Origin of the sequence: Pedobacter rhizosphaerae (assembly GCF_900111155.1) — a bacterium.
Classification (GTDB): domain Bacteria; phylum Bacteroidota; class Bacteroidia; order Sphingobacteriales; family Sphingobacteriaceae; genus Pedobacter; species Pedobacter rhizosphaerae.
The window spans coordinates 206,953-223,890 of sequence record NZ_FOGG01000006.1 but is presented as its reverse complement, the minus strand read 5'-3'; the positions used below and the strand labels follow the sequence as shown (position 1 = coordinate 223,890).

The following is a 16,938-nucleotide window of genomic DNA, read 5'->3' as shown; positions in this document are numbered from 1 at the left end:
CTAATCCATCTCCCAAATCATCACCTTTTTATCATCGCCGGTAGAAACCAGGTATTTACCATCATTACTCCAGATAATTTTATTAATAGAATGTGTATGGCCTATACCAGCTTTTTCCAAGCTTAGAATTTTATATAGTTTAAAATTTTCTGCATCCCATAGTTTAATGCTCTTATCCTGACTACTGGTGGCAAAATAGGGTAGGGTAGGATGAAAGGCAATGTCATACACGGTAAACATATGCGCCGGGATGGTTTGCAAAAGCTCATGGTTGGGGATATTCCAGATTTTTAACTGTGCATCTCTACTGCCTGAAATCAAGTATTTTCCTGTCGGATGATAAGCTAATGAAGTAACCGGTAAGGTATGGCTATCTAAACTTAGTTTGAGGCTGTAATCTGAAAGATTGTAGATTCTAATCTGGTGGTCTTTGCAGCCAAAGGCAATTTCAGATTCATCAGGAGAGATGGCAATGGCTCTTACGGTATCATAAGCCGCCTGAAACCGGTAAATTTCTTTAAAATCCGATAACGACCAAATGGCAACCGTTCCATCTTCTCCCGTGGTAATTAATTCATTTTTTGTTTTAACCGTTTTGATATCGAATATTGGCTTTAAGTGCGCATTAATTCGAGTAACTACAGTTTCTTTAGCCAGATCATAAACAGTAAAGGCTCCACTTCTTTCTCCTATAAATAAGAGTCCGTTATCATAATGAAGATAGTATACAGAGCTTTGAACTGGCATCTTCACCTTCACAAAAGCCCGGTTCGCCAACGACCATTCTACTACTCCCTTGTCGTTTCCAGCACTAAAGAAGATATCGTCTTCAGTTGAGTGGGCTAAGGCATAGATTGGATTTTGGTGACCGGAAAGCGTATGGAGGTGTTTAAGCATGTTTGGATAAAATTAGTATCAAGTATGGAGAATCAAGTATCAAGTATCAAGTATCAAGTATCGAGAATCAAGTATCGAGACTTGCAAGAAGCTAAAAATAACCACCTTAGACCTCTAAGACACCTGAGTTAAACAGTAGGTTAGTTTTCGCTTTAATCTTTCAGCTTTTAAAGTATCGAGAATCAAGTATCAAGTATCAACACTGGCAAGAAGCAAAAAAATAACCACCTTAGACCTTTAAGACACAGAGTTAAACAGTGGTTAGTTTTCGCTTTAGTCTTTAGGTTAAGAGTAGGTTTTGTTGAGTTGATTAAACCCTGGTTTCTATCTGCAAACCTTTAATACTATTTATGTCTTTTCTCTAAGTTCTTTGCGATATCCTGAATTGACAATCCTTTTTCTTTGAGTAAAAATAATAAGTGAAAAATGAGATCTGAGGATTCATTGATCAAATCTTCTTCAGTTTCGGCTAATGCTGCTATAACGGTTTCCACACCTTCTTCGCCAACTTTTTGAGCTATTTTGTTTAAGCCCTTATTTCTCATCTTATTAATGTAAGAACCTTCAACTGGGTTTTCATATCTATCGGCAATGATGTTCTCCAATTCGAAAATGAAGTTCTGATTGAAATCTGTTTTGAAACAACTGCGGCTGCCCGTGTGGCAGGTAGGTCCAACAGCATCAGCCTTAATTAAGATGGTGTCATTATCACAATCTACAAAGAGCTCTTTTACAAAAAGGAAATTATTACTGGTTTCCCCTTTAGTCCAGAGACGATTTTTAGATCTGGAGAAGAAGGTCACTTTCCCTTCAGCTTGTGTTTTTTCCAGCGCTTCAGCATTCATGTAGCCCAGCATTAAAACCTCGAGGGTTTTGTAATCCTGAATAATTACAGGAAGTAAGCCAGCTGTTTTATCCCAATCGAGGGATGATATATTGATATTCATTTTAAATTTTATTTTTGAAATCGACTCCAGACTTTTGATTGTCCACTCGGGACCTAACTTATATCCTTACCGGAATATGATTTCTTTTAAGTTCTTGCTTAAGATCGGGGATCAGGATTTCACCATAGTGGAATACTGATGCTGCTAAAGCGGCATCTACGTTAGATTTTTGGAAAACTTCGGTGAAATGATCCATGCTGCCAGCTCCGCCTGAGGCAATGATCGGTATATTGATCATTTGGTTTACTTTGCTCAATAAGTTGCAATCGAAACCAGCTTTTGTCCCATCATGATCCATAGAGGTAAGTAGAATTTCACCAGCGCCCAAATCTTCCGCTTGTTTGATCCAGTTTTCGGTTTCTAGTTCAGTTATTAATCTACCTCCATTGAGGTGAACCATATTTCTGCCATCCACGTGTTTGGTATCCACAGCTAAAACCACAAATTGAACGCCGAAAGCTTTTGCTAAGTCTTCAATTAATTTAGGATTTCTAACTGCCGCAGAGTTGATGCTAATTTTATCGGCACCCGCATTTAATAGTGCGTCGGCATCTGCAAGCTCCGTTATTCCACCACCAATGGTAAAGGGGATATTTAATTGCCTCGCCACCGATTTTACCATTTCGATCATGGTTTTCCTTCGCTCGTGCGTAGCTGTGATGTCTAAAAAAACAAGTTCATCAGCACCTTGCTGCGCATATTGAGCTGCCAGTTCTACCGGGTCTCCGGCATCGCGTAAATCAACAAAGTTTACACCCTTTACCGTGCGGCCATCTTTAACATCAAGACAGGGTATTATTCTTTTACTTAACATTTGTTTGGATTTCCATCACCGCTAGGTGCGAATCAATATCTTTCGTGATGAATTTTATTAGATTGCTTCGCACCTCGCAATGACAATATTAATATGTTAACTTTTTACTAAACCTATAATAAATACTGGAATACAGAATAAAAAAGAATACTCACCTGTTATGCTCATTAATTTACTGAAGTTTCCCCTATATGTAAACATGTGAACACCCCAAATAAACATTGATACTCCCAATAACAGAAATATTAATCCTGTAATGAATATTGTTTTTGATTTCAATATGGGTTTTATATCGAACTCAACGCCTTCAAATTCCACTCTTTAATTTCTTCGATAGAAATTCGGTTTTCGTAAATCGCTTTTCCTACTACTACACTTCTGATTGGATATTTGGCCAGTTCGTAAATATCATCCATTGAACTTACACCACCAGAAGCAATTAATTTGATCATTGGCGAGTGCTCTAGTAGTTTCTCATATAAATCGATGGCTGCGCCACCTAATTTTCCATCTTTGCTGATATCGGTGCACAGGAAACGAAAGAAACCTAACGAAAGGCACTTATCCACATAATCCATCAGTTTAATCGGCGAGCTTTCCATCCAGCCTGAGTATTTGATTACCTCATCCAAAACATCTATAGCGATTACAATGCGGTTAGCATAGTCATCTTTTTTAGCAAAGGCTTCACTTAATGAAGGAAGGAAATCAGGATTGGTAATGGCCTGTGTGCCTACAATTACACGGTGGATTCCGGCATCAAGTAAATTAGTTACTTGTTCTATGGTTCTGATTCCGCCGCCATACTGCACTTTCATTTCCGTTTTTTTGATGATCTCAAAAAGTGATTTTTGGTTGCTAAAATCACCCTTTGCGCCGTTTAAGTCTATAATATGGATAAAATCTGTACCATTTGAGCGGTATTTTTCGATCATTTCAGCGATAGAAACATCGTATTCAGTTTTTTGATTGTAGTCGCCTTCACGCAAGCGAACTACCTTTCCATCCAAAATATCAATAGCGGGTATTATGTACATTTTATAAGCTTAAGTTTGAAAAATTCTTTAGTATCTGTTCGCCAGCTTTGCCCGATTTCTCGGGGTGGAACTGAACGCCGTAAAAATTATCTTTTTGTACAGCTGCTGAGAACTTTAATCCGTAATCAGCAGAAGCGATGTCAAAAGTAGGGTTATATTCAATAAAATACGAATGCACAAAGTAAAATTGCGCATTATTTTCAACAGCGGTAAACAACGAATTGTTTTGATGATTTACAGCATTCCATCCCATGTGTGGGATTTTGATATTCAGCGACTTATCGAATTTTTTGGTGTTGACCGGAACTATGTCGAGCAATGCGGCATCTCCCTCTTCAGAGTGAGTAGTAATCAGTTGCATACCCACGCAAATACCCAATACAGGTTTGCTGAGTTTTTTAATTGCATTAACCAGGCCTGTAGCCTTTAGTTTTTCCATGGCCGTACCTGCATGGCCTACGCCAGGAATAATGATGTGGCTGTATTTCTCCAGTTCAGCTTCGGTATTGACCATGCCGTAAGATAAATTCAGCCGTTCTAATGCTGCGGTGAGTGAAAAAATATTGCCAGCGCCGTAGTTTACTATTCCAATCATAATTATTTCTATTCGTTCTTTTTTATCAGGATAAGGAAATGAATGTTTCGTTTTCATCGCTTCTTAAGTCCCGCTATCCGTTTCAAGTCTTATTTTATTGGTCTTCGATAACTTGTTCCGATTTTACATCGGGAGATTCAAAACCGACAATAAAATAAAACTTTTCACTACTATCGGGTTTATTTAACATGGTTCAGCTTTTCAAACATTGGTTCTAATTAACTTAGGCCATTATCCATCTATCCTGATTACATTTTTACAATAACCCCTTTGTACTTGGCAATACCATTTTTTCGGCATCGCGTTTTACCGCCATTTTAATGGCTTTTGCAAAGGCTTTAAAGATGGCTTCAATTTTATGATGCTCATTATCTCCTTCTGCTTTAATGTTTAGGTTACATTTTGCTGCATCACTGAACGATTTGAAAAAGTGATAAAACATCTCAGTAGGCATATCTCCAACCTTTTCACGTTTAAAGTCTGCCTCCCAAACAATCCAGTTTCGGCCTCCAAAATCGATCGCAACCTGTGCCAGGCAATCATCCATTGGTAAGCAAAAGCCATATCGTTCAATGCCTAATTTGTTGCCTAAGCCTTTGGCAAATGCTTCTCCCAAGGCAATTCCCGTATCTTCAATAGTATGGTGCTCGTCTATATGAAGGTCGCCTTTGGTAATAATTTTTAAATCTATGCTCCCGTGTCTGGCAATTTGATCCAACATGTGATCGAAAAAGTTCAGTCCCGTTTCAATCTTAGCTTTTCCGGTACCATCAAGGTCCAGGTTAATGGTAATATCAGTTTCATTTGTTTTACGAACCTGACTGATTTTTCTGCTTCCCGCCTTTAACAGGTTATAGATATCTTCCCATTTTTGAGTTTCCAGTACAATGATTTCTGCAAGGGCTTCACGTTTCTCCAAAGCTTCTCCAACGCCTAAGTTATCATTCTGACGAAGAAAGATCGCTTTTGCACCTAAGTTCTTAGCTAAAACTACATCATTCAATCTATCGCCAATTACGAAAGAGTTTTTCAGGTCATAATCTTCAGTAAAGTATTTGGTCAATAATGCCGTACCTGGTTTTCGGGTTGGAGCATTATCTTTTGCAAATGTTCTGTCGATTATGATCTCGCTAAAATTAACGCCTTCACCGGCAAAAGTATCGAGCATGAAGTTATGAATTGGCCAGAAATTCTCCTCCGGATTTGATGGTGTTCCGAGGCCATCCTGATTGGTAACCATCACCAATTCGTAATCTAATTCTGCCGCAATTTTGGATAAATAATAGATAGAGCGGGGGTAAAATTTAAGCTTGGCAAAACTATCTACCTGTTCATCATCAGGCTCAATGTTTAAGGTTCCATCGCGATCTATAAATAATATTTTCTTCATTTTAAAAGTTTCTTAAAACGGTTAAAAGTTTTTCGTTTTCTTCCTTTGTGCCAACAGTTATCCTCAAACAGCCTTCGCATAAAGTAACCTTCGAACGGTCGCGCACAATGATTCCTTCTTCCACTAAAGTGTCGTAAATTTTTGTGGCTTCTGTAACTTCAACTAAGATAAAATTGGCATCAGAAGGATATACTTTTTTGACAATATTTAATGCGCTTAATGCAGCTGATAATTGCGCTCTTTCTGCAACAGATTCTTTAATCCATTCGTTCACCTGAGCGATATTTTTTAAAGCCTCAAAAGCTAAATCCTGTGTTGCCTGATTGATGTTATATGGCGGTTTAATTTTGTTCAAAACATCGATCACTTTTGTCGAAGAAAATGCCATTCCCAAACGCAATGCCGCAAGCCCCCAGGCCTTAGAAAAAGTTTGTAAAATTACCAGGTTTACATACTCGGTTAACTCCTGAATAAACGTCTTTTGTTTGGCGTAATTTATGTACGCTTCATCGATCACAACGATGCCATTAAAGTTCGCTAAAATCGTTTCAATATCTGTTCTGTTTATTGAATTTCCTGTCGGATTATTTGGCGAACAAATGAAAATTATTTTAGTGTTTTTATCAATCGATTCGGCAATTTTTTCTAAGTCTAATTGATAGTTTGGAAGCAGGTTTACTTTGCGTATTTCTACATCATTTATATTCGCAGAAACCTCATACATTCCGTAGGTTGGCGGTAAGATAATTACGTTGTCTTTTCCTGGGTTACAAAACGCACGGAATAATAAATCTATCGCTTCATCACTGCCATTTCCAAGAAAAGTATTTTCTATAGGAACACCTTTAATTTTGCTGATCGCGTCTTTTAAATCCAGTTGCAAAGGATCTGGATAGCGGTTGTAATTTGCAGGCAAAGGAGAGCCGTAACTGTTCTCATTGGCATCTAAAAAGACCGATGCCTGGCCTTTGAACTCGTCTCTAGCAGTAGAGTAGGGGCGAAGTTTCTTTATATTATCTCTAACTAATTCGTTAATATCCATTTTATTTAGTGAGTCTAATGGTAATTGCATTTTTGTGTGCTTCCAATCCTTCTGCGATGGCAAGCGTTTCAACCGTAGGGCCAATATTTTGTATTCCTGTTTCTGAGAGATGCTGGAAGGTGATCTTCTTTAAAAAAGCATCTGTAGATACACCAGAATAAGCTTTTGCATATCCGCTGGTAGGTAAAGTGTGGTTCGTTCCAGAAGCATAGTCGCCAGCACTTTCCGGGGTTAAATTGCCCAGAAATACCGATCCTGCATTTATAATAGCAGGTATCAGGCTTTGAAAATCGTTTGTAGCCAGGATAAGGTGCTCAGGCGCATACTCATTTGAGAATTGCATTGCATCTTCCTGATTATCAGTTAAAATAGCGTAAGAGTTCTCAATTGCTTTGGCTGCAATATCTTTTCTGGGAAGACTAACGATTTGTTTTTCAATCTGTTTAAGTACTTCTGCTATCATTTTATTAGAAGTAGAGACTAAAACAGACTGACTATCAGTTCCATGTTCTGCTTGTGCAAGTAAGTCGGCGGCTACGTATGACGGATTGGCAGTGTCATCTGCGATCACCAAAACCTCTGAAGGTCCTGCCGGCATATCTATCGCCACCTTATTTTGTACCATGGTTTTTGCAGTAGTTACATAGCGGTTACCCGGCCCAAAGATCTTATAGACCTGTGGAACGGTTTCCGTTCCGAAAGCCATAGCGGCAACAGCTTGTGCACCGCCAATTAAGTAGATCTTTTTAATGCCTAGAAGCACGGCGCAGTAGGCCAGATAGCAGTTTGTTTTTGCATCGCTTTGCGGTGGTGAACAGACTACTATTTCTTTACAACCGGCAATTAATGCAGGTGTAGCTAACATTAAAAAAGTGCTGGGTAAAACCGCCGTTCCTCCTGGAATGTAGAGTCCTACTTTCTCAATTGCCCTTACTTCTCTCCAGCAAACCACACCCGGCATGGTCTCAATTTTATCTTCAGTTTTTAATTGAGATTGGTGAAAGGTTTTGATGTTTTGGTAAGCCGTATCGATCGCTTTTTTTGCATCAACAGGAATTGTTGATGCAATGACTTTTAATTCTTCCTGATCAAGAAAGAGTTTTTCCAGATCCACTTTGTCGAAAGTTTTGGCGTAGTTACGGAGCGCTTTATCCCCATCCGATTTCACCGTTTTAATGATTTCAGTTACGCGTTCTTCAACCAATTTATCGTCTTCAATCTGTCTGGAACAGAGTTCTTCAATTTTTGATTTAGATAAATCTGTATAATTGTAGATTTTCAATGTTTTATGTTTTTGTGATTAACTAATAGTTAATATTTTTTGACGTGTTTTAGGTGATAATCTTCTCGATTGGCATCACTAAAATCCCCTCTGCTCCTGCTGCTTTTAGGCTGTTTATTTTATCCCAAAAATCTGCTTCCGCAATTACAGAATGTACGGCAACCCAATTCGGTTCAAACAAGGGAACTACTGTCGGACTTTTAACACCTGGAAGTAAATTGACTACTTTTTGAAGGTTGTCTTTTGATACATTTAGTACCACATACTTGTTAGATTTTGCGCTCAGTACCGAACGTATTCTTTGCAGTAATTCTGCAACTTCCGGATGATCTGCAATCGCTTCGTTTCCGATTAATACTGCTTCAGATGACATCACATCTGCGAAGGGTTTTAGTCCGTTGCTTTTTAAAGTTCCACCGGTAGAAACGATATCACAGATGGCATCACTTAAGCCTAAACCAGGACCAATTTCTACTGATCCGGAAATCGTTCTGATGTCAGATTTTATCCCTTTAGACTGAAGAAAATTTTCGAGAATTACGGGGTAAGAAGTTGCAATTGCTTTACCATTTAAATCTTCTAATTTTTCGATTGAACTGCTGTTCTGAACAGCGATTTTTAGGGTGCATTTTCCGAAGCCTAATTTTTGCAAGTGTGTTACTTTGGCTTTGGTTTCGGTAATTACATTTTCACCAACAATGCCAAGGTCGGCAATACCATCCTGAACATACTCAGGGATATCATCATCACGGAGAAAAAGAATCTCTAACGGGAAGTTGGTTACAGAGGAAATTAATGAGCTTTTGTAGTTCTCAAAAGTTAAACCACAATTTTTAAGAATTTCTACAGATTTTTCGTTTAGTCTACCCGATTTCTGGATAGCAATTTTGAGTGTTTTCAAAGTATTGAATATAGAATGAACAAGAAATAAATTTTTTAAAAACAGTTTTGAAGTACAAAACACTACATATATCATCGCCTACTGGCGATGGTGCAAATGTAAGTGATGTTTCAAAGTAATGTTCATATTATTTATTTATGCTTGTATCAATACTTTAGCTGATAAGCGCTGGCAAATATAAAGATTGAATTGATAAATCAAAAAAAAATGGCACTTAATTTGCCTATTATCAGATATTAAATTGAATTAGCCCTATTTTTGCACCAAATTGTACATATTGAAAAAGTTTCGCTTTCTAATCCTTCCTGCTATTTTGTTTATTTCTGCCTGTGGTTGGTTCAAATCTCCACCCGAAATAGGTAAGGTATTGTCTGAACATTTTAAAAATAAAATCTACAAAGATTTTGATACAACAGTGTACGACAGCATATTTGTGCATACTTTGGATAGCTTAGATAAGGATTTTATCAATCCTAAAACAATCAAATCATTTTATTCCAACCATTATTCAGAACCACATCTGGTAACTGAATTTTATATTAACGGCAGTTTAGATTCTTTGGTTAGCTATTTAGAAAACAGTACAATTCATGGCTTCAACCCTAAAATTTTTAAAACAGCAGAGATAAAAGCATTATTGGCTACTTTAACTGCCAATCGTTTTAAGAAGGTAGAACAAACTTATCCGGTTATCGCCAAGCTTGAAGCTTTAAGTGCAAACGCCTATTTAAATTATAATAATTTTCTACGCTTTGGGGTAGTAAATCCACACAATATTTTTTCACGTTATTACATTAAGGTTAAACGCCCAGATAGCACTGGAATGATCAACCTTTTGAGTTCGGAAAATATGGTGGATACCTTAAGAAATATACAGCCAAAATCGGAGCAATATCAAGCACTTCAGAAAGCTTTTCTGAAGGCCAGTTCTGAAAGTGAAAAACGCATACTTTTACTCAATATGGAACGCTTTCGTTGGCGAATGCCAGAGACTGGAGACAACTATGTAATGGTGAACATTCCAGACTTTAGGTTAACCTGGCTAAACAAGAAAGATACGGTAATTACGATGAAGGTTTGTGTAGGAGGAAAACGAGAAAATGGTTACGAAGAAAAGCTAAAAGCTTTTGCGAAATCGGGTAATCTGGATGATAAACCCAAGAACCATGAGACACCTTTATTGTTCAGTAAAATTAATGCCATACAAGCCAACCCGATCTGGAACATTCCGGTAAGTATTGCACAAAGTGAGATCTACTGGATGGCAAGAAAGGATCCTTATTACTTGTCAAATAGTAACATCAATGTGTACTACAAGGATAAGCTGATTGGTGAGCCTGATACCATTAACTGGAGTAGGTATTCCAGAGATAAGTTGCCATTTAAATTTAAGCAGGGATCTGGCGGAGGTAATGCACTTGGCAAGTTTAAATTCATCTTTGATAACAGCTCGAGCATTTACTTGCATGATACTAATAATAAGAACGGGTTTAACTTAACCAACCGGGCAATTAGTCATGGATGTGTTCGGATTGAGAAGCCTTTAGAGTTTGCCGAAAAGTTATTGAACGATAATTATGCATACGATAAACTTCGGGTAGAAGTAGATATGTTGCCTGTTGATACCACGCACATGAACTGGTACAGAAAGCGCATGGCGAAGAAGGCAGATACTTTAAAAGTATTCCAATTGAAACCAGCCTGGTTCGGGCCAAAGAAAGCGGTTCCTCTTTTAATTACTTATTATACCGCATGGGCTCAGAACGATAAGATTGAATACAGGCCAGATGTTTATGGCATGGATGAAAAATTGTGGGCAATGATTAAAAAATATAAGTAGAAGCCGTAAGTTTGCACCCATGGCAAAAGACACTTCTACCTTTAACCACGAAAAGCAGATTACAGGGCAGGCACAAAAATTTATCAATGCTTGGTTTAACAAAGCTATTGATGAGCAGAGCCCGGAGCTGGGCGACCACTTTTTTTTGCCAGGCGGAAAAACGCTAGACAAAAAAGCTGTTGTAGAGCGAATCAAAAGAATATATAACTCCGCTGAAAAATTTATAGGGGGAAGGTTTGATGTAGTAGATGCCAGCTTTGAGATTTTAAAAGATGGCAAAGGCATTGGTTCGGCTGAAGGAGCTGTGGGTTACCGGGCCACCTATAAAAATAACAGTAATGAAATTGTAAGTGGTCCCTTTAAGCTTTATTTTGCTTTAGAAAAAGGCTCCTGGAAGATCGTTCATATTGTTTTTCCAAGTTTTGTTTATTAATACTGCATATTTTAGTAATATTCTGAATATCTAGGTTGCTCTTTCTATAATTTTTCTATCTTTGGTTTTTAATGAATTTCCTTTATCCGGGCTTTCTTTTCGCATTATTAGCCGTTGCTATTCCGGTTATTATCCATTTATTTAATTTTAGGAAATTTAAGAAGGTTTACTTCTCTAATGTTCAGCTTTTAAAAGACGTTGAACAGCAAAATTCATCAAGAGAAAAGCTCAAAAATTTATTAATTCTGTTGTGCCGCATACTGGCTATAGCCTTTTTGGTACTGGCATTTGCCCAGCCCTACATCCCGGCAGGTAATCAAAAAACTGCTAAACTGAACAACTCTGTGAGTATCTATGTAGATAACTCTTACAGCATGGAAGCGCTTAACAAAGACGGTAGTTTATTGGATGAGGCTAAGAGGAGAGCGAAGGAACTAATTAAGGGTTTCGGAGTAAATGATCGCTTTCAGTTATTAACCAATGATTTTGAGGGTAAGCATCAAAGATTGTTAAATAAGGATGAGTTTCTAAAGGCTTTAGATGATGTGAAAATTTCTGCTACAAGCAGAACCTTGCAGCAGATTATTAACAGGCAGGGAAATATGCTTAGTGGTACTGCAAATCTGTACAGTTTCATTATCTCCGATTTTCAGAAAAACCTTTCCACAGGAAAAAAACTAACGGGTAAACCAGGTATTCAGTATTCATTTTTAAAGGTTAATGCCTCTGCGCTTCCAAATGTTGCGGTAGATAGCGTATGGATGTTGTCGCCAAACCATCAGCCACAGGCCAATGAAAGAATTGTGGTGCAACTGAAAAATTATTCTGATGAAGATGCGACTAACATTCCCTTAAAACTTACTGTTAATAACCAGCAAAAAGGATTAGGTGCAGTAAGTATTGGTGCTGGAAAAAGTATCCAGGATACTTTGAACTTTTCTGGCTTATCTGCAGGCTGGCAAAAAGGCGTAATTAGTATTAAGGATTTTCCCCTTACTTTCGATGATACCTTATCATTTAGCTTCAAAGTAGATCATCACCTGGCAGTACTTAGTATTAATGGGCCGAGTGCAGGTAATTATATTAAAGCGCTTTTTGCAACAGACCGCTACTACCAACTTACCGAAAACGCGGAAAGTAATATCAATTACAGTGGTTTCGCTAATTATGCCCTGATCGTTCTTAATGGATTAAAAAATCCATCGAGTGGATTGGCGCAGCAGCTTAAGGTTTATTTAAACACTGGCGGTTCGGTGGTTATCTTTCCTGATTTGGATGCAGACGTTAATCAGTACAATACCTTTCTTACTTCACTAGGGCTTCCAAGAATTCAACAGCAAAACAATGCACCAACACAGGTAGAGAAAATAGATTTGCAAAATCCGATCTTCAGAACGGTGTTTGAGGAAATCCCTAAAAATTTGGATTTGCCAACAGTAAACCGATATTTTTCTTTCGTTGGTGGAACGGCCTCCAGCAAAGAAGATCTTATGCAACTGCCGGCTGGTAAAATATTTTTCAGTAAGTTTGGAGTGGCCAATGGTAGTATCTATTTATCGGCAAGTGGTTTAAATGATAAGGATGGAAATCTGGCCCGACATCCGGTTTTTGTTCCAATAATGTACCGACTTGCTTTAAGCAGTGGAACAGATGAGCGTATATATAATCACCTGGGAGCAGAGCATGCATTATCGACCAAAAAAATAAGCCTGGGTAAGAATCAAACTTTGAAGTTGAAATCAGCATCTTTTGAAGTGATACCAGAACTTAGACAGGTAGATGGAAAGACCATGATTTATTTAGCCGATCAGATCAAAACTCCGGGCTTTTATAATTTAATGCTGGCAGATTCCTTGCTTGCTGTTTATAGCTTTAACCAGGGAAGTAAAGAATCTGATGTACATTACTTAGCGATAGATGAACTGAGTTCGCTAACAGATAAAGATAAATTCAAAATTTTTGATGCAGATAAAGATGCTGTAAAATTAATTTCTGGAGCTAATCAAATTGGCCAGACATTATGGAAACTTTGCCTAATTTTGTCGCTGATTTTTATTGCAGCGGAAATTCTGCTCATTCGATTTTTAAATAACAATAAAAAAACAATATGAATCTCCTTGTAAAGCACGTAACCATCGCCGATCCCTTAAGTGAATTTTATAAGCAAAAATGCGATGTGAGAATAGCAGATGGCAAAATTAAGCAAATCGGTCAGCTATCTGCCGAAAAAGGGGAAGAGGTTTTTGAAGCTGAAGATGCTTTTTGGTCGCCAGGATTTTTTGATTTAAATTGTGCAGCCGGTGATCCGGGATTTGAAACCAAGGAAGATATTCAAACACTTACCGATGCCGCAAAGGCTGGCGGTTTTACAGGATTGGCCCTTTTACCACAAACAAACCCTGTTGTACAATCTAAATCTCAGGTAGAGTATATTCTTAATAGAGCCAAGTATAATTTAGTTGATGTTCTTCCCATTGGTGCCATCAGTCAAAATCGTGAAGCTAAAGAGCTTGCCGAGCTTTTTGATATGCAGCAGGCCGGAGCAGTCGCGTTTTCTGATGGAGATAGGGCTATTCAGGATGATGGATTTATGAGCAGAGCACTTCAATATGCAAAAGGATTTGATGCTTTGCTGATGGTTTATCCGGAAAATAAATCCATTGCGGGTAAATCGCAGATTAATGAAAGTAAGAACAGTGTTTTATTGGGGATGAAGGGTTTGCCATCATTGGCAGAGGAAATGCATATTTCCAGAGATATTTTCCTGGCATCTTATAATGATACCAAAGTTCATATCAGCAATGTTTCTACCGCGGGTTCAGTAGCGCTGATCCGCAAGGCAAAGAAGGAAGGTGTTAAGGTTACCTGCGATGTAACTGCGCATCATTTAGTTTTTACAGAAGAACTATTGAGTGATTTTGATAGCAATTATAAAGTAAAACCACCACTACGCAGCAAGGCCGATGTTAAGGCGCTAATTGCAGGCTTAAAAGATGGAACCATCGATGCCATTACTTCACAACATCGCCCTGAAGAGATTGAATTTAAAAATGTGGAATTTGAAATCGCGCATTACGGTATAATTGGTTTGCAAACAGTTCTTCCGCTTTTAATTAAAGCTGGTTTGGATGAAGGACTAATTGCCGAAAAATTAGGAATTAATCCACGTAAACTGCTAAATTTAAAAGTACCAGTGTTGGCAGAAGGAGAAGAAGCAAATTTTACTATCTTTAGTTCAGTTCAAAAATGGGATTACAATACCGCAAGTAATTTTTCTAAATCGGCTAACAGTCCGCTTTTAGGAACTACGCTTACAGGAAAAGCCCTTTTGGTTTATAATAAAGCTCAAAGCCTGGAGCTGAAAGGCTAAGGCCCAAGCAACTCACCAGTTAAGCAATTAAACAGTTAAACAATAGCTAAAAATCCTGAATATGGATAATAGAGTAAAAAGTGCATTAAGCGCATCGATTAATAAATATGCTGAGGTATCTTCAGTAAATGTAGAGGGGTTCGAGCAGGAGCTAATTGCTGCTTTTGAACTTGATCTTAATTTTTTGGATAAAGTAACGGCATTTGATGCTATATTTGATTCTCATCCTAAATTTGAAGAACTACGCGAAGTTTTCTTCGATCTTTTGATGGTTAATTTCTTTGCCAGTGATGTACAAAAACTGGAAGATGATTATCTGGAAAGCGATGAGTGGGCTAATATCGAGGAAGAAACCATCGATAGAGGTACAGAACTTTTAAATCTATTGCTTTACATCAAGGAATGTCATGATGAGGATTTAGATCCGGAATTAGGCGATTTCTTAAAAGAGTTTTTGTTGGTTGAAGACGATGAGTTTCAAGATGAATTTGAAATTTATGAAGAATTAATCAGCAATCAACATCTTGCAGAAAGTAGTATTGAAGAAATTACGAAAACTGCTGAAAAGCTGAATATCAGCGAAGAGATGCAAGATCTTTTTGTTCCATTTTTAGCTTTTTTCCTTGATACAGAGGGGAGTGCAGAAACTTCAAAAGAAATAATTCAGTTTAGTCGTAACAAATCGTTCGATGTGGCTACTTATATATTAATTACCACCATTAACAACTAAATTAATTTCAATTATGGACAAAAGCACTCTTATTTCAAAATTATCTTTAAAGAATGGTTTCATGTTAGCTGCTGTTTCAGTAGTGATTTCTATAGCCCTTCATTTAATTGATCCGGTATTAATTTACACCAGTTTCGTTGCCCAACTGGGTATTTTTGTTTTGTTTATTGTGTTGTTGGTTGTGGTTGGGATTAACATCAGGAAAGAAGTTGGTGGCTACTGGACTTTCGGAGAAGCCTTTAAAGCCTTCCTTATTATTTCTTTGATTTTAGCCATCACAGCGAATTTATACAATGTGATCTTAATGAAATTTGTAGATCCAGATCTTCCACAGCAAGCTGCTGCGGCAATTAAAGAGGCTCAGGTAAGTATGATGGAGAAATTTGGTTTAGGTAAGGAAGAAATAGAGGAAGCATTGGCAAAATCAGGTAATATGGAAGAGAAGTTGGAGCCAAGCTTCAAAAATATTTTAACAAGCTTTGGTGTTTCTATTGCCATGTATGGTGTATTGTCTTTAATCTTATCGGCTATATTGAAGAAAAAAGCGCCTGTTTCATTTAATACACAGCCTCAGGTAGAAGCTTAAAATTAATACAGTTTAAAAATTTCGAACGTGCAGGTTTTATCATTTAATTTGATGAAATTTGCACGTTTTAATTTTAACCAAGCCCTGGCAGATAAATTGGTGGGGTTTACGCTTAAAAAATGGATATATCAGTTGTAGTACCTTTATATAACGAAGACGAATCTTTACCCGAATTAACTTCTTGGATTGCCCAGGTAATGACCGCCAATAACTTCAGCTATGAAATTGTATTGGTTGATGATGGCAGTACAGACCGATCTTGGGAAGTAATTGAAGAGTTGAGAATACAAAATCCTGCCATTAAAGGGATTAAATTTAGGAGGAATTACGGTAAATCTGCGGCTTTAAACGTAGGTTTTGAAGCCACTCAGGGTGATGTGATCATTACAATGGATGCAGATTTGCAGGATAGTCCGGATGAAATTCCTGAATTATACCGTCGCATTAAAGAAGAGAAACTCGACTTAATATCTGGCTGGAAAAAGAAAAGATACGATCCGATTACCAAAACTGTTCCCACAAAATTATTCAATGCGGCTACCCGCAAAATGAGTGGTATTCAGCTAAATGATTTTAATTGCGGTTTAAAGGCTTACCGAAGTGATGTGGTTAAAACCATTGAGGTTTATGGTGAAATGCACCGTTATATTCCGGTAATTGCCAAATGGGCAGGCTTTAGCAAAATTGCAGAGCAGGTGGTAGAACACCGTGCAAGAAAATATGGTACAACTAAATTCGGCTTTAGCAGGTTTATCAACGGGTTTTTAGATTTACTTTCAATATTTTTTGTGGGTAAGTTCGGCAAACGCCCGATGCACTTTTTTGGTTCGCTAGGGGTATTGAGTTTCTTTATCGGGATTATTTTTTCGCTCTACATTCTGGCAGAAAAGCAATACCTGATTTGGAAGGAATTACCTTATCGTGATGTTACCCAGCAGCCTTTGTTTTATTTGTCGTTAGTGGCTATAGTAGTCGGTTCGCAAATGTTTTTAGCAGGATTTATTGCTGAGTTATTATCCCGAAATGCCCCCGAAAGGAATCAGTATTTAATTGAAAAAGAACTTAAATAAGCAG

16 protein-coding genes are annotated in these 16,938 nt (G+C 37.7%); 7 read left to right on the top strand and 9 right to left on the bottom strand.

Annotated elements, in window-relative coordinates; all coding sequences use genetic code 11:
• The 9 genes from BMX11_RS07090 to hisG all read right to left on the bottom strand — a co-directional run bounded on the left by BMX11_RS07090 (nucleotide 1) and on the right by hisG (nucleotide 8,905).
• Nucleotides 1-897 (bottom strand): WD40 repeat domain-containing protein, encoded by an 897-nt coding sequence (locus BMX11_RS07090; RefSeq protein WP_090882867.1) that lies wholly within the window; start codon nucleotides 895-897, stop codon nucleotides 1-3.
• Between the two features lie 344 nt (nucleotides 898-1,241).
• Entirely contained in the window at nucleotides 1,242-1,844 is a 603-nt protein-coding gene (hisIE, locus tag BMX11_RS07085) for a bifunctional phosphoribosyl-AMP cyclohydrolase/phosphoribosyl-ATP diphosphatase HisIE (protein ID WP_090882865.1), read from the bottom strand.
• 58 nt (nucleotides 1,845-1,902) lie between these two features.
• Nucleotides 1,903-2,658, bottom strand: a complete 756-nt coding sequence (gene hisF, locus BMX11_RS07080) for an imidazole glycerol phosphate synthase subunit HisF (protein ID WP_090882863.1) — start codon at nucleotides 2,656-2,658, stop codon at nucleotides 1,903-1,905.
• Between the two features lie 287 nt (nucleotides 2,659-2,945).
• The gene (gene hisA, locus BMX11_RS07075; protein ID WP_090882861.1) at nucleotides 2,946-3,695 is read right to left on the bottom strand and encodes a 1-(5-phosphoribosyl)-5-[(5-phosphoribosylamino)methylideneamino]imidazole-4-carboxamide isomerase; all 750 of its coding nucleotides are present in this window, start codon (nucleotides 3,693-3,695) and stop codon (nucleotides 2,946-2,948) included.
• 1 nt (nucleotide 3,696) lies between these two features.
• Nucleotides 3,697-4,290 carry an imidazole glycerol phosphate synthase subunit HisH gene (gene hisH / locus BMX11_RS07070; RefSeq protein WP_090882950.1) on the bottom strand — a complete coding sequence of 198 codons (594 nt, stop codon included), beginning with the start codon at nucleotides 4,288-4,290 and terminating at the stop codon, nucleotides 3,697-3,699.
• 256 nt (nucleotides 4,291-4,546) lie between these two features.
• A complete protein-coding gene (gene hisB / locus BMX11_RS07065; RefSeq protein WP_090882859.1) occupies nucleotides 4,547-5,680 on the bottom strand; it encodes a bifunctional histidinol-phosphatase/imidazoleglycerol-phosphate dehydratase HisB in 1,134 nt (377 codons plus the stop codon).
• 1 nt (nucleotide 5,681) lies between these two features.
• On the bottom strand, nucleotides 5,682-6,722 hold the full coding sequence (gene hisC, locus BMX11_RS07060) for a histidinol-phosphate transaminase (RefSeq protein ID WP_090882857.1): 1,041 nt from the start codon (nucleotides 6,720-6,722) through the stop codon (nucleotides 5,682-5,684).
• 1 nt (nucleotide 6,723) lies between these two features.
• The gene (gene hisD / locus BMX11_RS07055) at nucleotides 6,724-8,004 is read right to left on the bottom strand and encodes a histidinol dehydrogenase (RefSeq protein ID WP_090882855.1); all 1,281 of its coding nucleotides are present in this window, start codon (nucleotides 8,002-8,004) and stop codon (nucleotides 6,724-6,726) included.
• A gap of 49 nt (nucleotides 8,005-8,053) precedes the next feature.
• Complete coding sequence (gene hisG / locus BMX11_RS07050; protein ID WP_090882948.1) at nucleotides 8,054-8,905, bottom strand: ATP phosphoribosyltransferase; 852 nt, start codon at nucleotides 8,903-8,905, stop codon at nucleotides 8,054-8,056.
• A gap of 277 nt (nucleotides 8,906-9,182) precedes the next feature.
• On the opposite strand from hisG, the gene BMX11_RS07045 reads away from it, so the two are divergent.
• The 7 genes from BMX11_RS07045 (at nucleotide 9,183) to BMX11_RS07015 (ending at nucleotide 16,934) form a co-directional block, all read left to right on the top strand.
• Nucleotides 9,183-10,745, top strand: coding sequence for a L,D-transpeptidase family protein (locus BMX11_RS07045; protein ID WP_090882853.1), 1,563 nt, complete (start codon nucleotides 9,183-9,185; stop codon nucleotides 10,743-10,745).
• A 19-nt stretch (nucleotides 10,746-10,764) separates the two neighbouring features.
• Complete coding sequence (locus BMX11_RS07040) at nucleotides 10,765-11,178, top strand: hypothetical protein (protein ID WP_090882851.1); 414 nt, start codon at nucleotides 10,765-10,767, stop codon at nucleotides 11,176-11,178.
• A 71-nt stretch (nucleotides 11,179-11,249) separates the two neighbouring features.
• Complete coding sequence (locus tag BMX11_RS07035; RefSeq protein ID WP_090882849.1) at nucleotides 11,250-13,289, top strand: BatA domain-containing protein; 2,040 nt, start codon at nucleotides 11,250-11,252, stop codon at nucleotides 13,287-13,289.
• Nucleotides 13,286-14,548: a dihydroorotase gene (locus BMX11_RS07030; RefSeq protein ID WP_090882847.1), complete on the top strand. Its 1,263-nt coding sequence runs from the start codon at nucleotides 13,286-13,288 to the stop codon at nucleotides 14,546-14,548. Before BMX11_RS07035 ends, BMX11_RS07030 begins: the two co-directional genes overlap by 4 nt.
• A 61-nt stretch (nucleotides 14,549-14,609) precedes the next feature.
• Entirely contained in the window at nucleotides 14,610-15,278 is a 669-nt protein-coding gene (locus BMX11_RS07025) for a hypothetical protein (RefSeq protein WP_090882845.1), read from the top strand.
• Between the two features lie 13 nt (nucleotides 15,279-15,291).
• Nucleotides 15,292-15,864 (top strand): DUF4199 domain-containing protein, encoded by a 573-nt coding sequence (locus BMX11_RS07020; RefSeq protein WP_090882842.1) that lies wholly within the window; start codon nucleotides 15,292-15,294, stop codon nucleotides 15,862-15,864.
• Nucleotides 15,865-15,983: 119 nt separating this feature from the next.
• On the top strand, nucleotides 15,984-16,934 hold the full coding sequence (locus BMX11_RS07015) for a glycosyltransferase family 2 protein (protein WP_090882840.1): 951 nt from the start codon (nucleotides 15,984-15,986) through the stop codon (nucleotides 16,932-16,934).
• Nucleotides 16,935-16,938: the final 4 nt, after the last annotated feature.

What these genes read in the sequence shown, in the direction of transcription:
- BMX11_RS07090 (WP_090882867.1), bottom strand. Translation starts at nt 897, where the DNA reads ATGCTTAAACACCTCCATACGCTTTCCGGTCACCAAAATCCAATCTAT.
- hisIE (WP_090882865.1), bottom strand. Translation starts at nt 1,844, where the DNA reads ATGAATATCAATATATCATCCCTCGATTGGGATAAAACAGCTGGCTTA.
- hisF (WP_090882863.1), bottom strand. Translation starts at nt 2,658, where the DNA reads ATGTTAAGTAAAAGAATAATACCCTGTCTTGATGTTAAAGATGGCCGC.
- hisA (WP_090882861.1), bottom strand. Translation starts at nt 3,695, where the DNA reads ATGTACATAATACCCGCTATTGATATTTTGGATGGAAAGGTAGTTCGC.
- hisH (WP_090882950.1), bottom strand. Translation starts at nt 4,290, where the DNA reads ATGATTGGAATAGTAAACTACGGCGCTGGCAATATTTTTTCACTCACC.
- hisB (WP_090882859.1), bottom strand. Translation starts at nt 5,680, where the DNA reads ATGAAGAAAATATTATTTATAGATCGCGATGGAACCTTAAACATTGAG.
- hisC (WP_090882857.1), bottom strand. Translation starts at nt 6,722, where the DNA reads ATGGATATTAACGAATTAGTTAGAGATAATATAAAGAAACTTCGCCCC.
- BMX11_RS07040 (WP_090882851.1), top strand. Translation starts at nt 10,765, where the DNA reads ATGGCAAAAGACACTTCTACCTTTAACCACGAAAAGCAGATTACAGGG.
- BMX11_RS07035 (WP_090882849.1), top strand. Translation starts at nt 11,250, where the DNA reads ATGAATTTCCTTTATCCGGGCTTTCTTTTCGCATTATTAGCCGTTGCT.
- BMX11_RS07030 (WP_090882847.1), top strand. Translation starts at nt 13,286, where the DNA reads ATGAATCTCCTTGTAAAGCACGTAACCATCGCCGATCCCTTAAGTGAA.
- BMX11_RS07025 (WP_090882845.1), top strand. Translation starts at nt 14,610, where the DNA reads ATGGATAATAGAGTAAAAAGTGCATTAAGCGCATCGATTAATAAATAT.
- BMX11_RS07020 (WP_090882842.1), top strand. Translation starts at nt 15,292, where the DNA reads ATGGACAAAAGCACTCTTATTTCAAAATTATCTTTAAAGAATGGTTTC.
- BMX11_RS07015 (WP_090882840.1), top strand. Translation starts at nt 15,984, where the DNA reads ATGGATATATCAGTTGTAGTACCTTTATATAACGAAGACGAATCTTTA.